This window comes from Streptomyces sp. NPDC056361, from assembly GCF_042262805.1.
Lineage (GTDB): Bacteria > Actinomycetota > Actinomycetes > Streptomycetales > Streptomycetaceae > Streptomyces.
Genome location: NZ_JBHJQI010000035.1, coordinates 17622 through 42115, shown reverse-complemented (window position 1 = coordinate 42115; position 24494 = coordinate 17622). Strand labels below are relative to the sequence as shown.

31 protein-coding genes are annotated in these 24494 nt (G+C 72.2%); 17 read left to right on the top strand and 14 right to left on the bottom strand.

All coding sequences use genetic code 11. The annotated features are described in order from the left end of the window. Positions 1–68: 68 nt before the first annotated feature. Positions 69–1031 (bottom strand): SMP-30/gluconolactonase/LRE family protein, encoded by a 963-nt coding sequence (locus ACFCY7_RS14310; RefSeq protein WP_376484536.1) that lies wholly within the window; start codon positions 1029–1031, stop codon positions 69–71. Positions 1032–1147: 116 nt separating this feature from the next. Between ACFCY7_RS14310 and ACFCY7_RS14305 the strand changes: the two genes are divergently transcribed. After that, positions 1148–1624: an Lrp/AsnC family transcriptional regulator gene (locus tag ACFCY7_RS14305; protein WP_376484534.1), complete on the top strand. Its 477-nt coding sequence runs from the start codon at positions 1148–1150 to the stop codon at positions 1622–1624. A 100-nt stretch (positions 1625–1724) separates the two neighbouring features. Here ACFCY7_RS14305 and ACFCY7_RS14300 read toward each other — a convergent pair whose 3' ends face one another. After that, on the bottom strand, positions 1725–2372 hold the full coding sequence (locus tag ACFCY7_RS14300) for a dihydrofolate reductase family protein (protein WP_376484531.1): 648 nt from the start codon (positions 2370–2372) through the stop codon (positions 1725–1727). Positions 2373–2598: 226 nt separating this feature from the next. Here ACFCY7_RS14300 and ACFCY7_RS14295 point away from each other — a divergent pair, with 226 nt between their 5' ends. Further along, positions 2599–2931, top strand: a complete 333-nt coding sequence (locus ACFCY7_RS14295) for a hypothetical protein (RefSeq protein WP_376484530.1) — start codon at positions 2599–2601, stop codon at positions 2929–2931. Here the strand turns inward: ACFCY7_RS14295 and ACFCY7_RS14290 are convergent, their stop codons facing one another. Then, positions 2932–3780, bottom strand: coding sequence for an MBL fold metallo-hydrolase (locus ACFCY7_RS14290; protein ID WP_376484528.1), 849 nt, complete (start codon positions 3778–3780; stop codon positions 2932–2934). It lies immediately after the preceding gene. A gap of 14 nt (positions 3781–3794) precedes the next feature. After that, entirely contained in the window at positions 3795–4391 is a 597-nt protein-coding gene (locus ACFCY7_RS14285; RefSeq protein ID WP_376484525.1) for an NADPH-dependent FMN reductase, read from the bottom strand. Between the two features lie 133 nt (positions 4392–4524). Here ACFCY7_RS14285 and ACFCY7_RS14280 point away from each other — a divergent pair, with 133 nt between their 5' ends. The 3 genes from ACFCY7_RS14280 to ACFCY7_RS14270 all read left to right on the top strand — a co-directional run bounded on the left by ACFCY7_RS14280 (position 4525) and on the right by ACFCY7_RS14270 (position 7652). Beyond that, the gene (locus tag ACFCY7_RS14280) at positions 4525–5529 is read left to right on the top strand and encodes a pirin family protein (RefSeq protein WP_376484523.1); all 1005 of its coding nucleotides are present in this window, start codon (positions 4525–4527) and stop codon (positions 5527–5529) included. After that, positions 5526–6794 (top strand): MFS transporter, encoded by a 1269-nt coding sequence (locus ACFCY7_RS14275; protein ID WP_376484521.1) that lies wholly within the window; start codon positions 5526–5528, stop codon positions 6792–6794. The genes ACFCY7_RS14280 and ACFCY7_RS14275 overlap by 4 nt, the downstream gene beginning before the upstream one ends. 180 nt (positions 6795–6974) lie before the next feature. After that, positions 6975–7652, top strand: a complete 678-nt coding sequence (locus tag ACFCY7_RS14270; RefSeq protein ID WP_376484518.1) for a TetR/AcrR family transcriptional regulator — start codon at positions 6975–6977, stop codon at positions 7650–7652. On the opposite strand, the gene ACFCY7_RS14265 is transcribed toward ACFCY7_RS14270, so the two are convergent. Beyond that, positions 7606–8973 carry an amino acid permease gene (locus tag ACFCY7_RS14265; protein ID WP_376484517.1) on the bottom strand — a complete coding sequence of 456 codons (1368 nt, stop codon included), beginning with the start codon at positions 8971–8973 and terminating at the stop codon, positions 7606–7608. The two genes, ACFCY7_RS14270 and ACFCY7_RS14265, sit on opposite strands and share 47 nt — an antisense overlap. Positions 8974–9149: 176 nt before the next feature. Here ACFCY7_RS14265 and ACFCY7_RS14260 point away from each other — a divergent pair, with 176 nt between their 5' ends. The 3 genes from ACFCY7_RS14260 to ACFCY7_RS14250 all read left to right on the top strand — a co-directional run bounded on the left by ACFCY7_RS14260 (position 9150) and on the right by ACFCY7_RS14250 (position 10292). Then, complete coding sequence (locus ACFCY7_RS14260; RefSeq protein ID WP_376484514.1) at positions 9150–9368, top strand: type II toxin-antitoxin system VapB family antitoxin; 219 nt, start codon at positions 9150–9152, stop codon at positions 9366–9368. Beyond that, positions 9365–9772: a PIN domain nuclease gene (locus ACFCY7_RS14255; RefSeq protein ID WP_376484511.1), complete on the top strand. Its 408-nt coding sequence runs from the start codon at positions 9365–9367 to the stop codon at positions 9770–9772. Before ACFCY7_RS14260 ends, ACFCY7_RS14255 begins: the two co-directional genes overlap by 4 nt. Positions 9773–9920: 148 nt before the next feature. Next, complete coding sequence (locus ACFCY7_RS14250) at positions 9921–10292, top strand: peptidoglycan-binding protein (protein WP_376484508.1); 372 nt, start codon at positions 9921–9923, stop codon at positions 10290–10292. A 33-nt stretch (positions 10293–10325) separates the two neighbouring features. Here the strand turns inward: ACFCY7_RS14250 and ACFCY7_RS14245 are convergent, their stop codons facing one another. From ACFCY7_RS14245 to ACFCY7_RS14225, 5 genes are all read right to left on the bottom strand, one after another. Then, a complete protein-coding gene (locus ACFCY7_RS14245) occupies positions 10326–10952 on the bottom strand; it encodes a LysE family transporter (protein ID WP_376484506.1) in 627 nt (208 codons plus the stop codon). Continuing rightward, positions 10952–11260, bottom strand: coding sequence for a DUF2087 domain-containing protein (locus ACFCY7_RS14240; protein ID WP_376484503.1), 309 nt, complete (start codon positions 11258–11260; stop codon positions 10952–10954). The genes ACFCY7_RS14245 and ACFCY7_RS14240 overlap by 1 nt, the downstream gene beginning before the upstream one ends. Before the next feature lie 44 nt (positions 11261–11304). Continuing rightward, the gene (locus ACFCY7_RS14235) at positions 11305–11607 is read right to left on the bottom strand and encodes a hypothetical protein (protein ID WP_376484500.1); all 303 of its coding nucleotides are present in this window, start codon (positions 11605–11607) and stop codon (positions 11305–11307) included. A 165-nt stretch (positions 11608–11772) separates the two neighbouring features. Continuing rightward, positions 11773–12141, bottom strand: a complete 369-nt coding sequence (locus tag ACFCY7_RS14230) for a hypothetical protein (RefSeq protein ID WP_376484499.1) — start codon at positions 12139–12141, stop codon at positions 11773–11775. 283 nt (positions 12142–12424) lie between these two features. Continuing rightward, positions 12425–13003 (bottom strand): TetR/AcrR family transcriptional regulator, encoded by a 579-nt coding sequence (locus ACFCY7_RS14225; protein ID WP_376484497.1) that lies wholly within the window; start codon positions 13001–13003, stop codon positions 12425–12427. A 91-nt stretch (positions 13004–13094) separates the two neighbouring features. Between ACFCY7_RS14225 and ACFCY7_RS14220 the strand changes: the two genes are divergently transcribed. After that, on the top strand, positions 13095–13541 hold the full coding sequence (locus ACFCY7_RS14220) for an anthrone oxygenase family protein (RefSeq protein WP_376484494.1): 447 nt from the start codon (positions 13095–13097) through the stop codon (positions 13539–13541). Between the two features lie 125 nt (positions 13542–13666). Here the strand turns inward: ACFCY7_RS14220 and ACFCY7_RS14215 are convergent, their stop codons facing one another. Both ACFCY7_RS14215 and ACFCY7_RS14210 read right to left on the bottom strand, forming a co-directional pair. Next, positions 13667–13852: a DUF397 domain-containing protein gene (locus ACFCY7_RS14215; protein ID WP_376484492.1), complete on the bottom strand. Its 186-nt coding sequence runs from the start codon at positions 13850–13852 to the stop codon at positions 13667–13669. Continuing rightward, positions 13845–14654, bottom strand: a complete 810-nt coding sequence (locus ACFCY7_RS14210) for a Scr1 family TA system antitoxin-like transcriptional regulator (protein WP_376484490.1) — start codon at positions 14652–14654, stop codon at positions 13845–13847. The genes ACFCY7_RS14215 and ACFCY7_RS14210 overlap by 8 nt, the downstream gene beginning before the upstream one ends. Before the next feature lie 109 nt (positions 14655–14763). Between ACFCY7_RS14210 and ACFCY7_RS14205 the strand changes: the two genes are divergently transcribed. Continuing rightward, a complete protein-coding gene (locus ACFCY7_RS14205) occupies positions 14764–15009 on the top strand; it encodes a hypothetical protein (RefSeq protein ID WP_376484487.1) in 246 nt (81 codons plus the stop codon). Beyond that, positions 15006–15230: a hypothetical protein gene (locus ACFCY7_RS14200; RefSeq protein WP_376484485.1), complete on the top strand. Its 225-nt coding sequence runs from the start codon at positions 15006–15008 to the stop codon at positions 15228–15230. Before ACFCY7_RS14205 ends, ACFCY7_RS14200 begins: the two co-directional genes overlap by 4 nt. Before the next feature lie 27 nt (positions 15231–15257). On the opposite strand, the gene ACFCY7_RS14195 is transcribed toward ACFCY7_RS14200, so the two are convergent. After that, positions 15258–15857: a TetR/AcrR family transcriptional regulator gene (locus tag ACFCY7_RS14195; RefSeq protein ID WP_376484483.1), complete on the bottom strand. Its 600-nt coding sequence runs from the start codon at positions 15855–15857 to the stop codon at positions 15258–15260. A gap of 105 nt (positions 15858–15962) precedes the next feature. On the opposite strand from ACFCY7_RS14195, the gene ACFCY7_RS14190 reads away from it, so the two are divergent. From ACFCY7_RS14190 to fxsT, 6 genes are all read left to right on the top strand, one after another. After that, positions 15963–17111, top strand: a complete 1149-nt coding sequence (locus ACFCY7_RS14190) for an ABC transporter permease (RefSeq protein WP_376484481.1) — start codon at positions 15963–15965, stop codon at positions 17109–17111. Further along, positions 17108–17794 carry an ABC transporter ATP-binding protein gene (locus tag ACFCY7_RS14185; protein ID WP_376484479.1) on the top strand — a complete coding sequence of 229 codons (687 nt, stop codon included), beginning with the start codon at positions 17108–17110 and terminating at the stop codon, positions 17792–17794. The genes ACFCY7_RS14190 and ACFCY7_RS14185 overlap by 4 nt, the downstream gene beginning before the upstream one ends. Positions 17795–18556: 762 nt before the next feature. Continuing rightward, entirely contained in the window at positions 18557–19012 is a 456-nt protein-coding gene (locus ACFCY7_RS14180; RefSeq protein ID WP_376484477.1) for a hypothetical protein, read from the top strand. Positions 19013–19139: 127 nt separating this feature from the next. Further along, positions 19140–19892, top strand: a complete 753-nt coding sequence (locus ACFCY7_RS14175; RefSeq protein WP_376484476.1) for a DUF4232 domain-containing protein — start codon at positions 19140–19142, stop codon at positions 19890–19892. A 112-nt stretch (positions 19893–20004) separates the two neighbouring features. Next, positions 20005–20583 carry a trypco2 family protein gene (locus tag ACFCY7_RS14170; protein ID WP_376484473.1) on the top strand — a complete coding sequence of 193 codons (579 nt, stop codon included), beginning with the start codon at positions 20005–20007 and terminating at the stop codon, positions 20581–20583. Position 20584: 1 nt separating this feature from the next. Next, on the top strand, positions 20585–23653 hold the full coding sequence (fxsT, locus tag ACFCY7_RS14165) for an FxSxx-COOH system tetratricopeptide repeat protein (protein WP_376484471.1): 3069 nt from the start codon (positions 20585–20587) through the stop codon (positions 23651–23653). A gap of 152 nt (positions 23654–23805) precedes the next feature. Here fxsT and ACFCY7_RS14160 read toward each other — a convergent pair whose 3' ends face one another. Beyond that, a complete protein-coding gene (locus ACFCY7_RS14160; RefSeq protein WP_376484469.1) occupies positions 23806–24489 on the bottom strand; it encodes a maleylpyruvate isomerase family mycothiol-dependent enzyme in 684 nt (227 codons plus the stop codon). Between the last annotated feature and the right edge of the window lie 5 nt (positions 24490–24494).

The window sequence follows — 24494 nt, the reverse complement described above, 5'->3', positions numbered from 1 at the left end:
CCGTAGAGATCGCCATAGGGATCGCCGCGGCAGCACGGGCGGGGTGGCCGCAGCGACGGCCCCGCTCGTCAGCCGGCGGTCGCCGGGGCGAGCCACGGGCGGTGGCCCGGGCCCGTCGGGTGGGTGCCGGTGACGGCCATGACGACCGAGTAGAGGCTGGTCTCGGCGGCGATGAAGAGCCGGTTGCGCTTCGCCCCTCCCCAGGAGATGTTGGCGACGGCCTCGGGGACGCGCAACCGCCCGATGAGGGTGCCGTCGGGGTCGTAGCAGTGCACGCCGTCGTTCATGGCGGCGGCCCAGAGGCGGCCCTCGTCGTCGAAGCGCAGGTTGTCGAAGCGGGCGTGCTCGCGCCGCGCCGCGTCGGCGAACACCTTCCCGTCCGACAGGGTCCCGTCCTCGCGGACGTCGAAGACGCGGATGAACCCCGCGCGGGTGTCGGAGACGTACAACCGCTGCTCGTCGTGGGAGAACACGAGCCCGTTCGGCGCCCCGAACCCGTCGGCGACCAACCGGACCTCGCCCGTCACCGGATCGATCCGGTACACGCAGTTGGCGCCGATCTCGCTCTCCGCCCGGTAGCCCTCGTAGTCGCTGGTGATGCCGAAGTCCGGGTCGGAGAACCAGATCGACCCGTCCGACTTCACCGCCGCGTCGTTCGGGCTGTTCAGCCGCTTCCCGTTCCACCGGTCCGCGAGCACGGTCACCGTGCCGTCGTGCTCCGTCCGCGTCACCCGCCGGTTCCCCTGCTCGCAGGTCACCAACCGGCCTTCCCGGTCGAGGGTGTTGCCGTTCGTGTGCCCGGCGCCGCGACGGAACACCGCGACCGCGCCCGTCTCCTCGTCCCAGCGCAGCATCCGGTCGTTGGGGATGTCGCTCCACACCACCTGCCGCCACGCGGGCACGTAGATCGGCCCCTCCGCCCAGCGGCAGCCCGTGTACAGGACCTCCAGCGCCTCGTCCCCGTTCATGCAGCGCCCGCTGCGGAACCGGTCGTCGAACATCTCGTACAGCCCAGGGTGTTCGCCGCTCATGAACTCTTCCCCTCCACCGTTCCGTCGACATCCTCGCGGGCCGAACCTCATCCCGCCCACAGCGAAGATTGCAGGATGAGCTACGGTCATCACAAGAACGCACCGAACGGAGAGTTGTGGATCACATCGACCGCGTCCTGCTGGCCCGGCTCCAGGAGGACGCCACCCAGCCCTACGCCGCCCTCGGCCGAGCCGTCGGCCTCTCCGCCGGCGCCGCCCACGAGCGGGTCCGCAAACTCCGCGAGCGCGGCGCCATCCGCCGCACCGCCGCCGAAGTCGACCCCGCCTCCGTCGGCAGCGCCGTCCTCTCCTACGTCATGGTCGACTCCACCGCCTGGATGGGCGACTCCGCCGACGCCTTCGCCGCCCTCCCCGAGATCCTCGAAGCCCACGTCATCGCCGGCAGCGCCTCCGTCCTCGTCAAGGTCAGAACGACCACCACCGAGCACCTCCAGGACGTCCTCCGCCGCATCTACGCCATCGACGGCGTCAGCGGCACCCAGGCCACCGTGGTCCTCGAAACCTTCTTCGAACGCCCGCTCTCCCCCCTGCTCCCCGACGGAGCCGACGGAGCCGACGGAGCCGACGACTGACCCCGGCGTGACGCACGGACCCGGTCGCCGGTTCTCACATCGCCCGGCTCACCCGCACCGAAGCAGGTGAGCGGGCACGCGCGTCGACCGGTTCACCCGCTCACCGGCGCCAGAACAGGTGGTGCGTCACCCCACCGCGCGGGCTGGGCACGGCCTCGTGCTCGAAGCGGTCGTACAGCTCCTCCGGCGACTCCCACAACCGCGCCCCCGACCCGAGCTCCACCGGCGACACCGCCACGTGCAGCGTGTCCACGAGATCCGCGTCCAGGAACTCCCTGACCGTCGTCGCCCCGCCGCCCAGCCGCACGTCCTTCCCCTCCGCCGCCTCCCGCGCCATCGCGAGGACCTTCACCGGCTCCTCGTCCACGAAGTGGAACGTCGTGTCCGACAGCGTGAACGACGGCCGCAGGTGGTGGGTCATGACGAACACCGGCGTCCGGAACGGCGGCTCCTCCCCCCACCACCCCTTCCACTCGTGGTCCGTCCACGGCCCCCGCTGCGGCCCGAACTTGTTCCGCCCCATGATCTCCGCGCCGATGTTCCGCGCGAAGTCCCGCGTGAAGTAGTCGTCCAGGCCCCTGCTCCCCCCGGCGTCCGTCCGCATCGGCCAGCTCGCCGTCGCCCCCGCCCACGCGAACATCTCCGCCGGCTCCGCATGCCCGAACGGCCGCTCCAGGCTCTGCCCCACCCCCGCCCCGAACCCGTCGCTCGACACCATGAAGTTCATGACCCTCAGCAACTGCTCCACGTACGTCCTCCTCCTGGACTCCGGACCACGGTGATACCGCGCCGTCGGCGACTCCCCGCGACGACTCTCCAGGGACTCCAGGGCTGACTCCCGAACGCACCGGAACTCATCGGTACGCATCGGACGCATCGCCATCGGTCGCCCTCCCGCCCCGATCACCCTCCCGACCCCGGCGGCGCGGCCCCGATCCCCCGCTTCGGCGCCCCGGCCTGCCTAGGATCGCCGCATGACCACTCAGCGACGCTCCTCGCCCCTGTCCCTCTGGTCCCGGGACTCGTTCCTGTCCGTCGGCTCGGTCGGCTCGACGCTCTCCATCGGCTCCGTCGGCTCCTTCCTCTCCGTCGGTTCCGTCGGCTCCGCCCTCTCCGTCGGCTCCGTCGGCTCCTGGGCGAGCGCCGGCTCCCTGCTCTCCGCCGGCTCGACCTGGTCCGTCCTCTCCTGGCGCTCCCACCGCGGCGTCCTCGCCGCCGGCGCCACCCTCGCCCTCGCCGGCGCCCTCGCCACCGGCCTCGCCGTCACGACCGCCTCCCGTCGCCGCGGTCACACCGGCGCCCGGTGATCAGAGCGTTTCGGCCACGCCCGGGCGGAGGGTGCGCAGGCGGCCCGCGAGGTCGGGGGCAGCGAAGGCCTCGGTGATGCGGGCGGGGTCTTCGGCGAGGTGGTCCCAGGAGTCGAAGTGGAGGGGGATGACGGTGCGGGCGCCGAGGGTGCGGGCGAGGGCGGCGCCTTCGTGGGCGCTCATGGAGAAGGCGCGGTCGCCGGTGGTGGGGAAGTGGGCGTCGCCGAGGTGGAGGAAGGCGGTGTCGACGGCGAAGCGGGTGCCGATCTCGTCGAGGGCGTCGTGGCGGACGGTGTCGCCGGAGACGTAGAGGGTCCTGCCGTCGTACTCGACGACGAAGCCGGTGACGGGTCCGGTGACGTGCTCGGTGCCGGCGGGTCCGTGGCGGGCGGGGGTCGCGGTCACCGTCACGGTGGTGCCGCCGGCGGTGATCTCCCGGCTCTCCCAGGGTGCGAGGCCCTCGATCCGGCCCTTCGTGAGGCCGTCGTCGCCGAGGCGTTCGGCCGCCTCGGGGGTGGTGAGGACCGTCGCCGCGCGGCCGAGGACCTCGCGGCCGGTGTGGTCGAGGTTGTCGGCGTGCTGGTCGTGGGAGAGGAGGACCAGGTCGACGGGCGGCAGTCGGTCGGCGGCGAGGGCGGGACCGGTGGTGCGGCGGAGGGGACGGGCCCCCGGGTAGTCGGCGGGGGCCGGGTCGAGGGCGGGGTCGGTGAGGACGGTGAGGCCACCGAGGCGGAGGAGGACCGTCGCCGTCCCCACGTACGTCACGGTCGCGGGCGCGGACCCGACGTCGGTCGCGGACCCGGCCTCGGTCGGGAGCCCGACGTCGGTCGCGGGCCCGGCCTCTGCCACGCGCTCGGGAAGCGTCACGACCGGGCCGCCGTCGCAGCCGTCGCAGCCGTCGCGTCGATCTTGGCCTCAAGGGCGGACAGCAGGCTCTGGAGGAGCTCGACGGTGAGGTCGTCGGTGAGGTTGCCGTCGGCGTCGAAGCGCTCGTGGGAGCGGAAGACGTGGACTTCGGGCTTCACGACGACGTCGTTGTCCGTGCAGGCGAGGATCTGGCGGAGGGCGAGTTGGGCGCGGACGGTGCCGAACGCGCCCGGGCCTGCGCCGAGGATCGCGGTGGGCTTGTGGCGGAGGGGCAGGCCTTCGGTGCGGGTCCAGTCGGTGCTGAGCCAGTCGAGGGCGTTCTTGAGGACGCCGGGGACGGAGTAGTTGAACTCCGGGGTGGCGATGAGGAGTCCGGCGGCTTCGGTGACGCGGCGGCGGAGCTCGTTGACGGCGGCCGGGCGCAGCTCGGGGGTGTCGAGGTCGAGGTCGTGCGGCGGGAGGTCGCGCAGGCCGTCGTAGATCTCGATCTCGTGGGCGCCGGAGTTGAACTTCTGGGCGGCGCGCAGCAGTTGCGTGTTGTGCGAGTCGGCGCGGAGCGAGCCGGAGATGGCGAGGATCGTGGACGCGGTCATGGGAACCCCCAGTTCGTCGGGTGAGCCGGCGGGCGCCGGACTCGACAGCCATGAAACTAAACAGGTCAGTTCAGTCTGTCAACCAAACAGTTCAGTCTTGACAGTGAACTGAATGGTGTAGTTCATTCGATGCATGGCCTCTCCCGTGATCGACCCCGCGCCCGTCGCCGCCGCCACGACTGCCACGACCTCCACGACCCCCGCGACCGCCCCCTCCCCCCGCCCGCGGACCGTCGCCCGCGTCACCCGCCCCCTCCTCACCTACGAGGGCGCGGGATTTCCCGTCCGCCGCCCCTTCCCCACCGAGGACCTCCCCTTCGTCGACCCCTTCCTGATGGTCGATCAGGTCGGCCCGCTCGACCTCGGGCCGGGCGAGGCGAAGGGAGCGCCCCCGCACCCCCACCGCGGTTTCGAGACGATCCAGTACGTGATCGACGGCGCCGTCGCGAACGCCGACTCCCGCGGCCACCGCGCCGTCATCCGCTCCGGCGGCGTCCAGTGGCTCTCCGCGGGTTCCGGCATCGTCCACGAGGCCCTGCCCACCGAGGAGTTCCTCGCCGAGGGCGGCCGACAGCACATGCTGCAGATCTGGGTGAACCTGCCGGCCCGCCTCAAGGCCGTACCGCCGCACAGCCAGAACGCCGAGGCCGCCGACCTCCCCGTCGCCGTCACCCCGGACGGCGCCTCCCTGACCGTCCTCGCCGGCACCAGCCACGGCGTCACGGGCCCCTTCGAGACCCGTACGCCGCTCCTCGTCGTCCACGGACGGCTCGCACCGGGCAGCCGCGCCGAGTTCACCGTCCCCGCCGGACACAACGCGATGGTGTACGTCCTCCAGGGCGCGGCCACCGTCGCCGACGAACCCCTCCCCGACGGACACCTCGCGGTCCTGGCCCGGGACGGCGAGCGCTTCACGGTCGAGGCGGGCCGGGGCGAGGCGGGACCGCTCACCGCGGGCCCGAGCGAGGAGGGCCGGGGCGCGTCCTCCGCCCTCGCGGCCGAAGTCCTCGTCCTCGCCGGTGAGCCGATCGGCGAACCGGTCGCCCGCAGCGGCCCGTTCGTGATGAACACCGCCGCCGAACTCCGCCGGGCCGAGCTGGACTTCAGGCGCGGCCTGATGGGACGGATGCCGGCATGACCGCCCTGTCGACGCCGGCGCGTACCGCTGCTCCGCGCGGCGGGACCAGGACCGGACTGCTCCTCGCCGCGCTCGCCGCTCCCGCGGCGATGGGCGTGTCGGGCCCGAGCCTCGCCCTGCCGGAGGCCGCCGGCGAACTGGCCGTCTCCCCGGCGTCGGCGGCGTGGCTGATGACGGCGTACGGGCTCGGCATGGCGGCCGGCACCCCGCTCCTGTCGGCCACGGCCGGCCGGCGGCACGGCCCCGCCGGTGTCATCCGCGCCGCCGCCGTCCTCGTCGTCCTCGGCGCCCTGCTGGTCCTCGTCGCCTCCGCCCTGCCGCTGGCCGTCGCCGGGCGCACCCTCGAAGCGGCGGGCGCGGCGGGCCTGAACGTCGCCGCCTTCCAACTCGCCGGCCGCGACTCCACCGGTCGCACCCCCGGGATCGTCGCCATCGGCAGTGCCGCCGGCGGCACCATCGGTCTCTTCGCCGGCGCGGCCGTCGCCGGCGCCCTCGGCTGGCGCGCCGCCCTGGTCCTCCCCCTCCTCAGCCTCCTCGCCCTCCTCCCGGCCCTCCGCCTGTCCGAACAGAGCCAGGAACCCCGCTACCTCCCGTCCCCCACTGCGGCCCCCACTTCCACCCCGACCCGCATACCCAAGGCCACCCCCATGGCCACCCCCATGGCCATTCCAAAGGCCGCCCCCACTTCCACCCGCACCCCCGCCCACAGCCCCAGTCCCAGCCCCAGCCCGAGTCCGAGTCCGAGTCCGGTCCTCACCCCCGCCACCGGCCCCCTCCCCCTCGACATCCTCGGCAACCCCCGCTTCCGCGCCGCCGCCGGTCTCATGCTCGCCGTCTCGACGGTCAACTTCGCCCTGATGTACGCGGCTCCGCGCCGCGTCGCCGCCCTCACCGGCTGGAGTTCGGTGCAGACGGGCGCGGCCGCCTCGCTGGCGGCGCTCGCCGGGGCCCTGCTGTCGTGGCTGCTGATCCGGTCGGCGCTGGTCCTGGGAGCGCCCCGGGTGCGGGTCGTGCTGGCTGTGGGCGCGCCCGCCGCGCTGGTGCTCGCCGTCACCGCGCCCTGGCCGGCCGCCGTACTCGTCGGCTCGGGGGTGAGCTCCCTCGTCACCGCCGCGGGCCAGGGGCTGCTCACCGGCGCCGCGACCGGCGGCCTTCCGTCGACCCGCCACGGCCTCGCGATCAGCCTCTTCAACCTGGCGTTCCTGACCGGCGTGGCCGCGGGCCCGGCACTGGCCGCCCTGGCGCTGCCGATGCCGATGCCGTGAGCGAACCGGCGAGCGACCGGAAGCCCCCACCCGCCGGAAGCCCAGCCCAAGCCGGCCCAGCCCCGCCCCGCCCAGCTCCGCCCAGCTCCGCCCCCACGCCCTTTGCAGACCAAACCGTTCAGTTCATATACTGACGGTTCCCCCCTCACCCCCCGTCGTCACCCCTCGTAAGGACACCCCATGGGAGCCGGAGCCGAGACCCAGGACGCCATCGACGAGTACGGCATCCCGATCATCCCGGACCCCGCGGACGCGGCCTCGCGCAAGCGTCAGGCGATCATCGACGCGGCACTCGCCGAGTTCCTCGCGGAGGGCTACTCGGCGGCGTCCATGGACGCGATCACGCGCGGCTCGGGCGTGTCGAAGGCGACGATCTACAAGCACTTCGGCAGCAAGGAGCGGCTGTTCCTCGCCGTGATCGGCGGTGTGCTGCCGAAGACGTACGCGGATCTGGAGCCGTCGAACTCGACGATCGCCGAGGCGCCCGACCTGCGGGCGGCCCTGATCCGGCTGACGACCGACTGGGCGCGGATCCTGCTGCGCCCGGACATCATGTCGCTGCGGCGGCTCGTGATCGGCGAGATAGACCGCTTCCCGCAGCTCGGCCAGCTCTGGTACCGGGTGAGCTACGACATGAACAACGGCCCGCTCGTCGAGGCGTTCACCGAGCTGAACGAGCGCGGCGTCCTCGACGCGCCCGATCCGGCGCTCGCGGTGCAGCAGCTGGTGGCGGCGACGCTGGGCGTGCCGCAGCTCGTCCGCACCTTCTCGCCCGACGCCGAGATCGACGACGCGGAGCTGACGCGGGTGATCAGCTCGGGAGTGGATCTGTTCCTGGCCCGGTACGCGCGTTCCTGAGGCTCCTGATCCACGCCCAGACCAGCAGGGCGGCCGCCCAGCCGCCGGTCGTCAGGAGCTGGGTGCGGCTGGCCGCGTCGCCGAGCATGAAGAGCAGCACCGCGCCGATGCCCGCGAGGGCGAGGAAGGACCGTGCGGAAGGTCCGTGCAGCCGCAGGTGCGACGCGGCGATCAGGGCCCAGACGAGCAGGATCGCGGCCCCGATCGAGTTGAGCAGGAACGGGAAGACCGTCCGCGGCCAGAGCAGGCTGAGGACGACCGACACGAAGCCGAAGGCGGCGGAGGCGAGGACGGCCGCGTAGGGCACGCCGGTGCGCAGGCGGCCCAGGGCGCGGGGCGCGTCGCCGCGCCCGACCAGGGCGTACAGCATGCGCGAGGAGCCGTAGATGTTGGCGTTCATCGCCGACAGGAGCGCCACGAGCACCACGGCCTTCATGACGTCGGCGGCGCCGGGGACGCCGATGCTGTCCATGACGGCGGCGTACGGGCCGTCGGCCACGCCGGGCGCGTTCCACGGGACGAGGGTGACGATCACCGCCATCGAGCCGAGGTAGCAGACCGCGACCCGCCACATGACCGCGCGCACGCCCGCCCGCACCGCGCGGACCGGGTCGTCGGACTCGGCCGCCGCGATCGTCACGGTCTCCAGGCCGCCGAAGGCGAACACCGCCGCGACCATCCCGACGGCCACGCCGTGCCACCCGTGCGGCAGGAACCCGCCGTCACCGGTGAGATGGCCGGCGCCGGGCGACGCATGACCGGGCAGCAGCCCCGCGACCACGACGGCCCCGAGGACGAGGAACCCGCCGATCGCGGCGATCTTCAGCCCCGCGAACCAGAACTCCATCTCGCCGAAGTTCCGCACCCCGGCGAGGTTGCTCACGGTGAACACGCTCATGAACACCGCCACCCACGCCCACCCGGGCACCCCCGGCACCCACCCGGCCACGATGTGCGCCGCCCCCACGGCCTCCGCCGCGACACTCACCACGAGCAGCGCCCAGTACATCCACCCGACCAACAGCCCGGCCCACGGACCGAACGCCCGCCGCGCATGCTCCGCGAACGCCCCCGTCACCGGCCGCGCCGCCGACATCTCCCCCAGCATCCGCATCACCAGCACCGTCAGCACCCCGGCCAGCGCGTACGCCACCAGAATCCCCGGCCCCGCGGCCGCGATACCGAACCCCGAGCCCACGAACAGCCCGGCCCCGATCGCCCCGCCCAGCGCGATCATCGCCAGATGCCGCTGCCGCAGCCCCGCCCCCAACTCCCGCCCCGTCGACTCCCGCCCCGTCAAAGCTTCCCCCGTACGTCCCACGCCGCCCGGACCACTTCCGGACGATCAGCGCAGGAGCCTGACGCCTCCTCCCGGCCACGAGCAAGCCGCTTCCGGACTTTGGGACGTCCCGAAGCGGCGAAGCAGACCCGATACGCGCCACGGGACGCTCGCTATATACTCGCCACGTCGATATATAAGAGCTGCTGGAGGCCCTGATGTCCAAGACCCTGGTCGACATCGACGACGACATGCTCGCCTTCGCGCAGCAGCAACTCGGCACCAAGACCAAGCGGGACACGATCAATCGCGCGCTGACCATAGCGGCGTCGATCAGCGCGGACGACCGCGCCCGCGCACTGAGGTGGCTCCAGGAGAACGCCGAGGACTTCCTCGACTTCGGCTTCCTGGAGGAGCAGGAGCGATCCGGCCGGTGAACTATCTCGCCGACACCTCAGCCGTGTGGCGGCTTCTCCGCCGACAGGTCGGCGAGCCCTGGCCGGGCCGCGTGGCACACGGCCAGGTCTCCCTCTGCCCGCCCGTCGAAGCGGAACTGATGCGAGCCCTGCGCTCCGACCGCGACAACGAGCCCTTCACCACCATGCTGAGCCAGACCTTCACCTGGGTCCCCGCGCCCGAAGACCCCTGGCCCAAGGTCATCGCCGTTCAGCGCGATCTCCTCGCCATCGGCCACCATCGTGGACCGTCACCCATGGACATCCTGATCGCGCTCACGGCCGAGCAGCACCACCTGACCCTGCTGCACGTCGACGACGACTTCACCGCCATCGCCAAGGTCCGCCCCGGCATCGGCATGGTCCGACTGCTGCCCGACGCCTGACCTCCGACGCCGGGGCACAGGGGCACAGGCGTTGATCGTCTGTTGGTGGCTTGTTGGAGGGAAGCGGAAGGCTGAGGGCAGTCGCCCCGGTACGGGGGTGTGGGGCGGCCGGCCACACCGACGCCCTTCAGGAATCGAGGATTCGCACGTGAACTTCAAGACGCCGATGGTCCGACTCGGATTCGTCGCGGCGAGCACCGCTCTCGCCCTGGGCGCGTGGGCCGCTCCCGCCCAGGCCCACCCCTGGGCCGAGTGGATCGGCTACGGGCAGCCGAACACCCGGGAAGGGGTGGGATGCTTCCAGGACCTCTTCAACGACCTGTGGTGGCAGACCGGTTACCACCCGATCGCCGAGGACCGCCTCTTCGGCCCGGACACCGACGGTGCGATCAGGGCCTTCCAGAAGTGGAAGGGCCTGAAGCAGGACGGAATCGTGGGGCCGACGACGGGCACCGCGCTCCTCAACGCGACCAACTGGGGCAACGGCACCGGCTGCGACTACTACATCCCCAGCAACTAGCCCTTCGCCGAAGCTCCTTACCCCGCCCGGGGGTCACACCACGAGCCCCACCGCGAGCACCGCGATCAGCGTGCTCGACGCCAGGGCGGTCGTGAGGCGGCCCCCCGGGCCGGTCAGGACCCGGCCGAGGAGGGTGCCGCCCGTGGAGAGCAGCAGCTGCCAGCTGACCGAGGCCGCGAGCGCGGCGAGGACGAAGACGGTGCCTTCGGCGGCGGTCGACGCGGCCGAGGGGCCGCGGGCGAGGATCAGCGCGGCGAAGTAGATCACGGTCATCGGGTTGAGGATCGTGATGCCCAGAAAGGCGAGGAAGGCCCGGACCGGGGTGAGCGGGGCGTCCGCCCCGTCCCGCGTGGGTGCCGAGCGCGCCCGGTAGACCCGTACGGCTGTCCATGTCGCCCGCACCGCGAGCCCCACGAGCACCACGGCCGAGATCCACCGCAGCGGGGTCGTCACGGGAGCGATCACCGGAACGAGCGCCGCCCCGCCGAGCACGGCGACCAGCGCGTACAGCCCGTCCGCCGCGGCGATGCCCAGCGCCGCACTCGCACCCGTACGCCACGGGGAGCGCGCCGCGACCGCCACCAGATGGGCGCCCACCGCGCCCACCGGAATCGCGATGCCGTAGCCGGCCAACAGACCGGCCACCACCGTCCCGCCCATCACGCGACGGCGGGGATCGCGCCTCCGGGGGAGCCGGGCTGCTGCTGTCGGCGGTAGTCCGCCCCGTCCTTCGTACGGGTCAGGAACCCGCCGATCACCAGATACCGGCGCAACGCCGAGAAGTCCTCGTGCACCGTGCTCAGCGCCTCGTTGACCTCGCGCTCGCGGTACGTCCGGTCCGCTTCGAACAGCGTCTCGGCAAGGTGCGCCAACAGCGCCTCACGGCGTGCGGGCTTGCGCGGGATCGCCTTGAGGCGCCCGTCGGCGGAGAACAGGTCCGCGACGGGGCGGGAAGGATGACTGGTCATGCCCGAGAGGGTGGCGCCCCACGCCCCCGCCCCGCAAAGCATTTTCACTTCGGCTCGGGCCGCACCATCACGTTCACGGCCTCCTGGAACTTCGGCATGACCGGCGGCATCCCGGTCTCCTGGAAGAACGGCCTCGCCTTCTCCACGAACGCCAGGAAGTGCTCCTCCGTCTCGAAGAAGTCCACGATCCGCCACCCCCCGGTCCCGTCAGGCCCCGACGAGTGCGCGATGAGCCCCTCCGGCGGAAACCACTCCGCCCCCTGGATCAGCCGCGTCGTCCTCTCGTACTGCTCCTGCGTCCCACCGGGAATCTCCACGGTGACGACGACGCCCTTCTTCATCTCCATGCTCGTGCTCCTGTACGTCCGGGGAGGGGTCCCGACCAGCACACCAGCCACCCCCCACCCCCGCACGACAACAGCCCCCGAACGAGCGAGCCCCACGGCACCGGTCGATCCGCCCGCCGGCCAATCCGGCGCCGGTCGGTCCCGGCACCGGTCACTCCGCCGCCGTCACAGCCGCCCGACGCTCATCGCCCAGCTCACCGACCCCGGCGCTTCCACCTGGACGTACGCCTCCGCGCGGTCGTCCGTGAGGTCGATCCGGTTGTAGATCGTGCTGACCTCACCGGCCCCGCACTTCACCGGGAACGCGAACCCGGAGGAATCGAGGGCGACCTTGACGGTCCCCGCCCCCTTGCAGGACACCATGATCCCCAGCGGCCCCTTGCGCACCCCGCCCTCAAGCGGCACCGCCCGGTTCCCCTTCACCTTGGCCACCGCAGCGACCACCGTGCCCTCGGCCAGCTCGGGAGCCACGTCCACCGAACCGCCGGGGTCGGTGAGCTGGGACGACTGGGCCGCCTTGGGCGCCTTGGACACCTTGGATGCCTTGGACGCCTCGGACCGAGCGGGATCACTCCCCTCCTCAGCCGAGCAACCACTGGCCACGAGGACCACGGAAGCAGCCATCCCCGCCATCACCAGACGCGCGCCACGGCGCCGCCCGAATCCCTTGGCCTGAAAACGTCCTACGACGTCCGTACGCATGAATCCCCCTTGAAAACGATCGCCTGGTCAGGGCGAGTGAGGGGAATCTACCGCGCCGAATTCACGAGGCAAGGAAATGGCCAATTGCCAGAGGAGGATCTGAGGTTGACCACCGTCAGACCACGGCGAGCCGGTCCACCAGCAGCTCCACCCTCACCTCGGCGTACTCCCGCGGCAGCCGTCCCGCGCGGGTCAGGGTGGCCAGGCCGTGCAGGGCCGCCCAGAACGTCTCGGTGAACACCCCCGGGTGGACGTCGTCGCCGGCGGCGTCGGCGAGGGCCTCCAGGAGGGCGGCGAAGGCGTCCTTCAGCGGCGCCGGGGTGTCCTCCTGCGCGAACGCGAGGCCGCCGTCCAGCTGGAACATGGCGTCGTAGACCGCCGGGTTGCGCTCGGCGAAGTCGAGGTAGGCGCGGGCGAGGGCGGCGACGCGGGCGCGCGTGCCGTCGGCGCCGGAGGTCGCGGCGCGGACGGCCGTGGCCATCTCGGCGGCACCCTCCAGGGCAACGGCGCCGATGATCTCCCGCTTGCCCTTGAAATGGCTGTAGAGGACGGGCTGGCTGTACTCGATGCGCTCGGCGAGCCGTCGGGTGGTGACCGCGTCCCAGCCCTGCTGCTCGGCGAGTTCGCGGGCCGTGGCCACGATGAGGCGCTCGCGGTCCGCCCGTTCACGTTGCTTGCGTTCCTGTACCGACATGATTTGATCCTAGCACCGCTAGACAATCGAGCGGCAGTAGTACTAGCGTTGCCTCATCACCTAGCGGCGCTAGATCCCAGGAGGGGTCCTCATGCTCAACGCACTCCAGGTCTTCACCACCGTCACCGTCGGCCTGATGGTCGGAGTCGAGTTCTCCGTCGCCTTCGTCATGAACCGCATCTTCGGCGCGCTCCCCGAAGACGCCGACCAGCAGGCCCGCTCCCACGGCGGCCGCATGCTCGGCGCCCTCATGCCCGTCTGGTACATCACCTCACTCGTCCTCAGCGCCCTCTGGGCCGTCGCCGCCTGGGACGAGCCCGGCACCGGCCGCGTCATCACCGCCGCCGCACTCCTCATCGTCAGCGTGATCATGTCGCTCGTCCTCCTCGTCCCCATCAACAACCAGGGCAAGACCTGGACCCCCGAGAACCGCCCCGCCGACTGGAAGGAGCAGATGAACCGCTGGGACCGCTACCACTACGCCCGCGTCGCCGTCATCGTCGCCGCCTTCACCTTCCTGGTCGCCGCCCTCGTCTGACCGCCCGATCCCACGTCGAGTGACGCCCTCCCACACAGCCCCTCATGGCGACGGCCCCCGCCACGAGGGGCAGGGGCCGAGGAATGCGGCCGAGGACGGGCCGCGGGCGGGGTTCGCCGACGCGGTCAGATCGCGTGCGACCGCGCGAACCGCGCGAACGCGGACCAGGCGGCGGGGGTGGCGGTCAGCTCGCCCTTGGCGTGGTCCTTGGTGTCGCGGACGCGGACGACGCTGGGGGCATCGTCGGCGACCTCGATGCAGTTGTCGTTGTCGCCGCTGTACGTGCTCTTGTGCCAGTTGGGCTCAGTCATCGTGCTTCCCCAGTGCTTCGCGGATGATCTCTTCTGACTCAACGGTCCCGAGGGCGTCGGCGTGGAGCCGATCATAGATCCGCTGGAAGCGGTCGACGTCTGCCGGTTCAACCATGTAGCGACCGGTGCTGAAGCCCTCCGTGTAAGCCGTGCGTTCGCCGGACGGGAGGGTGAGGAGGCTCACCGATCCCGAGATGGCGGCACGGTCCGCCTCCAGGATCTGCACGTTGATGAACGGCCTCTCAACGGCTTCGAGCAATCGCTCGATCTGCCCGCGCATCACCTGCTTCGACCCGATCACCTTCGACAGGGCGTTCTCGTCGAGGACCACCCAGAACCACGGAGGATGCGGGCCGTCGAACACCGCCTGCCGCTCGGCGCGTCGCCGCACAGCACCATCGATGTCGTTACTGCCGGCAGGATCCGCCTGCTGCATGATCGCCCGCGCATACTCCGGCGTCTGCAGCAGGCCGGGAACGACGAGCGAGAACTCGTGTATGGTCCGCGCCCGCGCCTGGTCTCGCAGGAACCCCTGCGCGTAGTCACGGAAGGCCGTGCGGTCTCGAATGACCAGCAGGTTGGCCAGCGCCCCGCCGAGCTCCAGCACCTGATCCAGCTGGCGCCCGAGCTTGAGGTCCGGCGGGTCCCCGTTCTCGATCTCGGAGATCCGGGTCGTGCTGCTGAACACCTTGGCGGCGAGGTCCTGCTGCCGCCACTCACGGCGTTTGCGGGCGTCCCGAATCATGTCGGCGATGAAGCTCTCCAGGCTCTCGCTCGGGTCGATTTCGTTCTGGGCTGGCATATGCCTCGTTTCCTGATCCCCTGGGGAAACCCAACTCCTGGCGAGAGTAGGGGTGTCCGCGTCATCGTCGAGGCATCCCGGTGGAGATCCATCAGAAAGAGAGCCCTCCATGCGTACGACCACGAACGATCCCCCGATCCGCCCCGTCTCCGAGCCCGAAGCCGCCCGCGTCTACCTCGGCCTCAAGGCCGCCATGGACACCGCGGGTCTCCCCACGAACGGGCTCTACCGGGACGTGACGCGCGGGCCGGGAGGTGACGTCCACCGGTACGGGCTCGGTGTCGTCGGCATCGGCGGGGCGAAGTTGCTGACGGCGCTGCTGGGAGCGGCGGCGGCGCGGACGGAGGCCGGGTGAGGTACCGACTCGGGGACGTGGTGACCGACGCGCAGCGGGCGTTGACCGGGCAGGTGCGGGGTGTGCACGGCGATCTGCTGACCCTGATGCGGCCCAGTGGGTACCTGTGGGAGGCGGCGGTCGACCAGTGCTGGACGGCGAGCCCGGCGGAGCGCGAGAGCCTGACGCCGCGCGGGGCCGTGCGGATCATCAGTACGTCGCCTGTGCGGCGATCCTCCTGATGGAGGCGGCCGGCAGCGGTCCGGGTGTTACGCGGGGCCGGGTGGGGTGAGGCCCTTGAGGGCGGCGACGGTGAGGCGGACGGCCCGGGTGGTGACGGTGGCGTAGTCGCTGCCGGATTCCAGGGCGGTGGTGGCGGCGTTGACGAAGCCCTGGAGGAAGCGCGCGGTGAGGAGGGGGTCGTCGTCGCCGAGGTCGCGGAGGGCGTCGACGAGGGGGTCGAGGAGGGCGCGGTGGGCGGTGTCGGCGCCGGCGCGGAGGGCGGCGGCGTCGTGCTCGTCGGCGACGGCGCGGGCGAGGCGGTGCTCGCCGTCGCGGACCATCTCCAGCTGGGCGGTGACGTAGGCGGCGACGCGTTCCTCGGGGGAGTCGCCGGCGGCGGCGAGGGCGTCGTGGATGCGGCCGGTCCAGCGGGGCGCGGCTTCGCGGACGACGGCGGTGAGGAGGTGCTGCCGGTCGGGGAAGTACTTGTAGACGCTGTTGCGGGCCAGGCCGGTGCGGCGGGCGACTTCGGCGAAGGTCACCCGGGAGGCGTCGCCCTCCTCCAGTACCTCGCGGGCCGCTTCGAGCAGGGCGGCGCGCTGCTGGGAGCGGTGGTCGGCGACCGTGGCGGCGTGGATCTTGGGCACGGGTCAAGTCTATGAGCACGGGCTCCTCCGGGGGACCCCCTTGGGGACGCAGCGTCGCCATCTTCTATCTTGGGGACGTACCGTCCCTATCATTGGAGGGAACCCGTGTTCCTCGCCCTGCTGGAACTGAGAGCGGCCCGCGGCCGCTTCCTGCTGATGGGCAGCGTCGTCGTCCTCGTCTCGGCGCTCGTCGGCATCGTGTCCGGCTTCACCACCGGACTCGGCGACGACACCGTCTCCGCCCTGCGCCGCCTGCCCGCGACCCATGTCGCCTTCGCCACGGGGTCGGACTCGGACCAGTTCGCCCGCAGCCTGATCGACGACCGCACCGCCACCGGCTGGAGCGGCGAGAAAGGCGTCGAGGCCACCCCGCTGGGCGTGACGATCACGCGCGGCACCACCGGCCGCGGCACCGAGGTCGACCTCGCCGCGTTCGGGGTCGCGCCCGGCGCCTTCACCGACCCCGGCGCCGACGGCGGCCGTCCGCTCGACGCCACCCGCCCCCACGGCGTCGTCGTCTCCCGCCAGCTGCTGAACGAAGGCGTCCGGGTCGGCGACACCCTGACCATCGACCGCCTCGGCATCCGCCTGGAGGTCGTCGGCAGCACCGGCCGCTCCTCCTACGGGCACGTGCCCGCCGCGTACGTCACCACCGACACCTGGCGGCAGATCCGCTTCACGGCACCGGGAGCACGCACCACCGCGCCGGGCTCGCCCGCCGCGCCCGCCGGGCTCCCGGTCCAGTACAGCGCCATGGCCCTCCGGCTGCCCGACGGCGCCGACACCGCCGTGCTCAGCGCCGCCGACCGCCGCCACGACACCGCCACCGTCCCCCTGGAGAGCGCCTTCGCCGCCGCCCCCGGCTACGACGGCGAACGCCTCACCATGACCTCGATCCAGACCTTCCTCTTCCTCATCGCACCGCTCGTCGTCGGCGCCTTCTTCGCCGTCTGGACGGTCCAACGAACCCCGGAGCTCGCCCTGCTCCGCGCCATGGGCGCCTCCCGCCGCCGGCTCCTCGGCCACACCCTCGCGCAGGCCGCCGTGGTCGTCGCCACCGGCACCGCCGTCGGCGCGGCCCTCGCCGCCGGCCTCGGCCTGCTCGTCGGCGAGAAGGTGCCCTTCAGCCTCCCCGCCGGCACCCTCACGGGCACGATGGCCGCCGTGGCCCTCGTCGGCCTCGCGGGCTCCGCCCTCACCCTGCGCCGCGTCACCACCGTCGACCCCATGACCATGCTGGGAGCCGCCCGATGAGCCTCCACCTCCACGACGTCACCGTCACCCTGGGCCGCGGCGAGTCGCGTACGACCGCCCTGCGCGGGCTCGACGTGTCCTTCGCCCCGGGCGCCCTCACCGCCCTCGTCGGCCCCTCCGGCTCGGGCAAGTCGACCCTCCTCGCCGTCGCGGGGGCACTGCTGCGGCCCGACGAGGGGCAGGTCCTCCTGAACGGCGCCGACCTCGCCGCGCTCAGCGACGGGGAACGCGCCCGGGCCCGCCGCGAGCGCATCGGCTACATGTTCCAGAGCGGCAACCTCCTCACCGGCCTCACCTCCGAGGAGCAACTCCTCGCCGCCGCCTCCCTCTCCGGCCACCGCCCCCGCACCCTGCGCCCCAAGGCCCGCGCCCTCCTCGACGAGGTCGGCCTCGGCCACCGCCTCGCCCACCGCCCCGACCAACTCTCCGGCGGCGAACGCCAGCGCGTCGCCCTGGCCCGCGCCCTCCTCCTGGAACCCGAACTCCTCCTCGTCGACGAACCGACGGCCGCCGTCGACCGCGACCGCGCCGACGACCTCACCGCCCTCATCGCGCGCACCACCCACACGTACGGCTGCGTGACCGTCGTGGCAACGCACGACCCCGTCGTCACGAAGGCGGCGGACACGGTGGTGGACATGGCGTCGGACGCGCAGAACCTCGGGGCCGCGCTTTCCGCCTGACCAGAAGGCACGGTGACGACCCGTCACCCACAAGAGCGATCTTCATGAAGTACGGCCGGACCCGCATGGCATATGCGCTACGTTCACGCAAAACGGCCCCCGTCGATGGTTCGCACCCATCGGCGAGGGCCTGAACCACTAGTGGAATAAGAGTCCACCGTGATCTACCGGCACTTTAGCCCGCCCTTGCGCGCCTTCACCCAGCTCTCGCACGAGCTCATCCGCCATCCCCGGCTCGGCTCCGACGCCGTACGGCTCCTGACCTGGCAGCTTTCCCTCCCCCAAGGCGCCCGCGAGCCCCTGTCACGAACCGCCGAACGCGCCCGGATCGGGGCATGCGCCTTCAAGCGCGCGAAGCGACAGCTGATGGAAGAGAGTTTCGTCCACGAGCGCCGCGAACAGGGCCCCGGCGGCCACTGGGTGACACAACAACTCGTCTCCAGTACGCCGTTGACCCCCGAGCAGGCGACGAAGATCCTCGGCCGGACACCGGTGCCAGCCTGCGGGGAGCGCGTATCGCCGCAGGTCGCACCGAGTCCCGGAAATCCGACCGCCGGTGGGCCGACGGTCGGTAAGCCGACGGCCGGTGAGCCGGTGACCCCGTCGACCGGCGGTCATCCAAAGAAAGACCCGGGGGAAGACACCTCCGACCTTCCGGGCCCGGGGGCGGGCGGGGTGGACAGAGCGGGTGAGGCAGACAGGGCTGGTGAGGCGGACGGAGCTGGAGAGACCATCGGGGCGGTCGGGGCGAGTGAACCCGCCGTGGCACCCGACAGCCCCCGCCTCGAAGACGCCCACGCCCTCGTCGGCGTACTCCACCTCCTCTCCCCCGCCCTCCGACACATCCCGCCCGGCATGCGCGACGAACTCGCCCGACTCGCCGCCCGATGGCTCGACGCCGGATACGCCCCCGCCGACGTCCACGCCCACGTCCTGCGCGGCCTACCGGGCGCCGGTACGCCCGTACACCGGCCCGGCGGGCTGGTGCGGTACCTCCTGCGGGACGTGCCTCCCCGGCACCTGCCTCCCGATGACCTGCCCGTCGCGCCCGCGGACACGGCGGAACCGCCCCCGCCACGGCTGTCGGCGCGACTGGAAGGGACGCGGGAGTGCGCGGGCGACGGGCACACGCAGCCGATGCTGTTCCGGCCCACCGGCGGCGAGCGGTTCTGCCACGAGTGCCTGCGGAACGGACCCGTCCCTGTACTCGTCCGGTAACAGAGCCGCACCGCCCGCTTGTCGACGGCCCCCACCGAGCAGACTCCGCTCGCCCGCGACAACACGGGCGGCATCGGGAGCGACGACGAGAGCGGCCTCGCACGGCCGGCCACGGGGGAAACACATCATGAGCACTTCTGCCAGGCGGACCACCCGCACCCACACCAGGAACCTGCGGCCCTACGCCGTCGGCGCCGCCGTCGCCGTCGTACTGCTCGCGTCCACCGCGTGCGGGCCCGACGGGGACGACGGCGCGGGCCGGACCGGAGGCTCGGGCCGGCCGAGCGCGACGACCCCCGCGACACCCGGCGGGACGGCGTCGCCTCAGCCCGAGGACACGACCACCTCAGAGCCCGAGGTCACGCCCACCGCCAAGCCGCGCGTGACCAAGCCGAACCTGCCGGGCAGCGGCTCGGACGCCGGGACCACCGCCATCGCCACCTGCACCCAGGAGCAACTCGCCGTCTCCTCCGAACTGGAACCCCCGGACAGCAAGGAACACCGCCACCTGCTCCTCACCGTCCAGAACGTCAGCGACAAGAAGTGCAACCTCCACCGCTACCCCCACGTCCGCCTCGGCGCCGACTCCCAAGCCGACACCCCGGTCATCAAGCACACCGACCCCGACCCCGGCAAACCCGTCACCCTCGACCCCGGCCGCGAGGGCTACGCCGCCCTCCTCGTCTCCGGCGGCCACCGCGACGAATACGAGGCCACCAGCATCACCCTCACCCTCCAGGGCGCCGAGACCGGCACCCACGCCGGCTCCCCCATCGACGTCCCCCTCCCCGTCGCCAAGCTCCACGCCGACGACGGCCAGCTCGTCACCTACTGGACCACCGCCCCCGGCTTCGCCCTGCGCGCCATCATGTCCAAGTAGCCCTCCCCTCCCCCGCCGCCCACCGTCCGTGAACACCTGCGGCCAGACCGGCGGTTGGGAGAAACTTCCGAGTGGGGCGTCCACACCGGCCACCCCCTGACGAAGGGACCCCATGGGCAACGGAATCTCGCTGGCCGAAGCACTCCGAGAGCTGCGACAGGAGCTGTACGCGGCCCAGGCCGACGGGGCCCACCAGCAGTTCCAATTCGAGGTCCAACAAGCCGAACTCACCCTTGAGGTCGAGTTCCGCCGCGACGGCAACGGCAAGGTCAAGGTCGACGTCGGCGCCCTCGGCGCCAAGCTCGGCGGCGAAGGCGGAGGTTCGCGGGGAAGCACCCAGCGCCAGACCCTCACCCTCACGCTCCAGGTGCACGACGAAGCGACCGGCGGGAACAGGGCGAGGATCAACCGCCAGACGGGCGGCCTCGGACCGAACCCGGGCGCCGGGGCCGGCGGGGCAAGCGGCGCGGCGGGCGGCAGGGCGGAGGGCGAGCCCGAGGACGACGCCGAGGACGAGGCCGAGGGCGGCTCGGACCCGGGCGGCTCGGACGAGGGTACGGAGGGCGGCACGGGCCAGGGACCGGACGGCGGCTCGCAGGACGGCACGGGCCGGGGCACAGAGAGCGCCTCGGACGGCTCCGCCTCCGACACCTCCCGCGAGGAGGCCCGGCGGCGGCCCTGGGAGGACTGAGGTGGACCCGCAGCGACTGACCTGGGTCCGCACCGGCGAACCGAACGGCTCCGGCTCCGGATACCTCGTGGGCCCGCAGCTGGTCCTGACCGCCCTGCACGTCGTACGCGACGACGGCCGGTGGGCCGGGCGCGTCGCGGTACGGGTGGGACACCCCCACTTCGGCGAGCTCGTCGAGAGGCACGCGGAAGTGTGCTGGCCGGACCCCCAAGCCGGCATCCCGCCCGAGGACGCACTGGACATCGCGCTCCTCTGGCTCGACGCGCCCGTGGCGGCAGCGGGCGAAGGCCCGATCCGATGGGGGCGGCCCGGCGGGACGGCCCGGATCCCCTTCACCGGAGCGGGCCTTCCCGCGTTCGCGGCGGACGAGGGGAGCGACGCGCAGTTCGAGGACCTGCACGGTGAACTGTCCGTCGTCTCCACCTCCTTGCCGGGATGGGTGCTCGACTGTCCGGTCTGGCCGGGACGCGGCGAAACGGGCGGGCCCGGCATCCCGGGGCAGCGCGGCCGGCGCCGCGAGGGTGGCCGGGACGGCGATCCCGGCGGGCGCCGCGCGGGTGGTCAGGACGGCAATCCCAGCCAGCGCAGCAGCGACGGCCGCAACGGCGATCCCGGCCGCCACGACGAACGGCCCTGGGCCGGCGCCTCCGGCTCGGCGATCTTCTGCCACGGACGGATCGTCGGCGTCGCGGTCGAGGACAACCGCACCATGGACTGGCGCCGCCTCCACGCCGCCCCCATCCACGAGGCCCTGAGCCTTCCCGGCTTCGCCCGCCTCGTGGCCCGCCACGGGCACCCCGGCACCACGGCCGTACTGGAGGACGTGACCGGCGAGAGCAGGCCCGTACCGCCGGGCGGCGACGGAGTGGCCTGGCCGGTGGAGGTGGGACCCGTACCCGCCCTCGCCTCCGCCTTCCAACCCCGCAGCACCCTGCGCGACCGCATCGAATCGGCACGGTCGGGCAGCGGCTCCGTCGTCCTCACCCAAGTACTCTCCGGCGGCGGCGGGTTCGGCAAGACCCAACTCGCCGCCGCCTGCGCCACCGACGCCCTCACCCAGGGCGTCGACCTCGTCGTATGGGCGTCCGCGACCGAGACGCAACAGGTCATCACCCAGTACGCCCAGGCCGCCGCCGACCTCCGCCTCCCCGGCGCGACCCGACAGGACCCCGAGGCCGACGCCCGCGCCCTCCTGAAGTGGCTGGCGACGACGTCCCGGCGATGGCTGGTCGTCCTGGACGACATCACCCACCCCACCGAGCTGAGCCCCTGGTGGCCCGCCAGCCGGACCGGCACGGGCTGGGTCCTGGCCACGACCCGGCTGAACGACGCCCGACTCACCGGCGGGCGCCGCACCCGTATCGACATCGACGTCTACTCCCCCGAGGAAGCCGACGCCTACCTACGGGAACGGCTGGACGGCGATGGCATGGGCCACCTCCTTGACGACCGTGCGGCCGATCTCGCCGAGGCCCTGGGACACCTCCCGCTGGCGCTGGGCCTGGCCGCCGCGCACATGATCAACGAGGACCTGACCTGCACGGCGTACCTACGGCGCTTCGCCGACCGCCGGACCCGGCTGGACGAAGCCCTACCCGAATCCGCCGACACCGAAGGCTACGGACGCCAGATCACCGTGGCCCTCCTGCTCTCGCTCGACGCCGCCCGCGCCGCCGACGACTCGGGCCTCGCCGTCCACGTCCTGCGTCTGGTGGCGCTCCTGGATCCGGCCGGCCATCCCCACAACCTGTGGACGACGCCATCGCTCCTCGACCACCTCGCCGCGTCCGGCACGAGTCCCAGCACCGCGGACCAAGCCCATTCGGCGCTGCGTCTCCTGCACCGGTACGCCCTGATCATTTGCGACACCCACGCGGAACCTCGCGGGGTTCGGGTGCACGCCCTCACGGCCCGCGCCGTCCGCGAGAACACGCCGGAGTCCGACCTCGCCTGCCTCGTCGACACAGCAGCAGACGCCCTTCTCCGCATCTGGCCCGAGGTCGACCAACCCCATCAGGACCTGGCCGCCGTCCTGCGCGCCAATACCGACGCCCTCGCGGACCACGCACAGGATCACTTCTGGCAACCGGGAGCTCACGAGCTCCTGTTCCGAGCCGGGCACAGTGTCCTCGACGCGGGCCTGGCGACGACTGGCGCCGCATACTGGCGACGCATGGCCGACACCGCCGAACGAATCCTGGGAGCAGATCACGTCGACACACTCTCCTCTCACGCCAACCTCGCTGTCGCCTACCGTTACGACGGACTCACCGCCATGGCCATCGCGATCGAGGAGCGTCTGGTCGTCGAATCCGAGCGATTGCTGGGTGACAGCCACCCCGACACCCTCATCGCTCGGGCCAATCTCGCCGCCTCCTACCGGCAGGCAGGACGCACACACGAAGCCATCCCCATCGAACAAATGGTTCTGACGCAATCCGAACAGCTGCTGGGCCATGACCATGCCCAAACCCTCAACGCCCGTGCCAACCTCGCCGCCTCCTACTGGGAGGTGAATCGCACCGACGAGGCCATCTCCATCGAAGAGCAGGTACTGAGCCAATCCGAAGGGTTGCTGGGCCTCGACCACCCTGACACCCTCATGGCCCGTACCAACCTCGCCGCCTCATACCGGCAGGCAGGACGCACACACGAAGCCATCGCCATCGAGGAACAGGTGATGACCGACTGCGAGAGAGTGCTGGGCATCGACCACCCCGAGACTCTCAACGCCCGTGCCAACCTCGCTGCTTCCTACTGGACGGTGAGACGCACAGCCGAAGCCATCGCCATCGAGGAACGACTGATGAGCGACTGCGAAAGGGTGCTGGGCGTCGACCACCCCGACACCCTCTCCGCCCGCGCCAACCTCGCCATCTCCTACCGACAGGCCGGACGCACACACGAGGCCCTCCGCCTGCTGGAGCGGGCGCTGGCCGACCGGCAGCGAGTACTGGGCCCCGACCACCCCAACACCCGCCTGGCCTCGGCGCACCTCGCCTCCCTGCAACAAGACATCAGGGACGAGGGCGAACGACCTACACCCCTCACCGATACCGAACCTTCTTGACCAGCTCTCTCAGATCCGGCTGCCGCAGCAAGCTGAGCGGCACCCGGTTGCGGGCCCGCGCCCGCCCCCGCCCGTTGGGCCGTGGCGACGGGCGCGGCTCGCGACGCCGCTTCCGGGCCAACAGCCGACGGCCAGCGGTCAGCAGCCAAGGCTCACCGGTAGATGAGGAGTTCCTGCTCGGTGGCGCCCGTGAGGTCGTAGCGGGTCCGGACCAGGGGGCGGCCGGAGTAGATGCGGATGAGGGTGGCGGCGTCGCCGTGGAAGTGGGCGGCGGGGCGGCCGGCGATGTGGTTGCCGAGGTCGAGTTCGCCGGGGCGGTCGGAGAGGGCGCCGATGAGGCGGGGGGTGTCCCGGCGGCGGCTGGTGACGGCAAGGAGGGGGAGGGCTAGGTCGAGGGCGGCGCCGCAGTAGGCGTGGGGTTCGCCGAAGGCTTCGCGGACGTCGCCGGCGTGGACCCATTCACCGAGGGCGACGGCGTCGAGGCGGTCGTCCTCGCGTGCGGCGATGACGGGGCCGGCTTCGGTGAGGCCGCGTTCGAGTTCGTCGAGGATGCGGGGGACGGGCCAGTGCTCGCGGTCGGCGACGTCGCGGGCGTTGGCCTCCGGTAGGAAGACGCCTTCTTCCAGGCGGTCTTCGACGATGCGGACGAGGGCGGCCGCGCAGTGGGCGAGGACGTGGCGGGCGGTCCAGCCGGGGCAGGCGGTGCGGAGGGCGTACGACTCCTCCGGGGTGCGCCGGAGGAGTGGCATCAGGAGGTCCCGTTCGGTCGTGAGGAGCCGGTCGGGGAGCCAGGGGTCACGTACGTCCTCCTGGGGGCACGAACACTCGGTACGCATGCGGT

Coding starts and splice junctions, on each gene's coding strand:
- ACFCY7_RS14220 (WP_376484494.1), top strand. CDS start 13,095: ATGCTCAACGCACTCCAGGTCTTCACCACCGTCACCGTCGGCCTGATG.
- ACFCY7_RS14160 (WP_376484469.1), bottom strand. CDS start 24,489: ATGCGTACCGAGTGTTCGTGCCCCCAGGAGGACGTACGTGACCCCTGG.
- ACFCY7_RS14185 (WP_376484479.1), top strand. CDS start 17,108: ATGAGCCTCCACCTCCACGACGTCACCGTCACCCTGGGCCGCGGCGAG.
- ACFCY7_RS14170 (WP_376484473.1), top strand. CDS start 20,005: ATGGGCAACGGAATCTCGCTGGCCGAAGCACTCCGAGAGCTGCGACAG.
- ACFCY7_RS14210 (WP_376484490.1), bottom strand. CDS start 14,654: ATGCCAGCCCAGAACGAAATCGACCCGAGCGAGAGCCTGGAGAGCTTC.
- ACFCY7_RS14215 (WP_376484492.1), bottom strand. CDS start 13,852: ATGACTGAGCCCAACTGGCACAAGAGCACGTACAGCGGCGACAACGAC.
- ACFCY7_RS14240 (WP_376484503.1), bottom strand. CDS start 11,260: ATGACCAGTCATCCTTCCCGCCCCGTCGCGGACCTGTTCTCCGCCGAC.
- ACFCY7_RS14205 (WP_376484487.1), top strand. CDS start 14,764: ATGCGTACGACCACGAACGATCCCCCGATCCGCCCCGTCTCCGAGCCC.
- ACFCY7_RS14225 (WP_376484497.1), bottom strand. CDS start 13,003: ATGTCGGTACAGGAACGCAAGCAACGTGAACGGGCGGACCGCGAGCGC.
- ACFCY7_RS14280 (WP_376484523.1), top strand. CDS start 4,525: ATGGCCTCTCCCGTGATCGACCCCGCGCCCGTCGCCGCCGCCACGACT.
- ACFCY7_RS14260 (WP_376484514.1), top strand. CDS start 9,150: ATGTCCAAGACCCTGGTCGACATCGACGACGACATGCTCGCCTTCGCG.
- ACFCY7_RS14310 (WP_376484536.1), bottom strand. CDS start 1,031: ATGAGCGGCGAACACCCTGGGCTGTACGAGATGTTCGACGACCGGTTC.
- ACFCY7_RS14175 (WP_376484476.1), top strand. CDS start 19,140: ATGAGCACTTCTGCCAGGCGGACCACCCGCACCCACACCAGGAACCTG.
- ACFCY7_RS14270 (WP_376484518.1), top strand. CDS start 6,975: ATGGGAGCCGGAGCCGAGACCCAGGACGCCATCGACGAGTACGGCATC.
- ACFCY7_RS14295 (WP_376484530.1), top strand. CDS start 2,599: ATGACCACTCAGCGACGCTCCTCGCCCCTGTCCCTCTGGTCCCGGGAC.
- ACFCY7_RS14245 (WP_376484506.1), bottom strand. CDS start 10,952: ATGGGCGGGACGGTGGTGGCCGGTCTGTTGGCCGGCTACGGCATCGCG.
- ACFCY7_RS14285 (WP_376484525.1), bottom strand. CDS start 4,391: ATGACCGCGTCCACGATCCTCGCCATCTCCGGCTCGCTCCGCGCCGAC.
- ACFCY7_RS14235 (WP_376484500.1), bottom strand. CDS start 11,607: ATGGAGATGAAGAAGGGCGTCGTCGTCACCGTGGAGATTCCCGGTGGG.
- ACFCY7_RS14275 (WP_376484521.1), top strand. CDS start 5,526: ATGACCGCCCTGTCGACGCCGGCGCGTACCGCTGCTCCGCGCGGCGGG.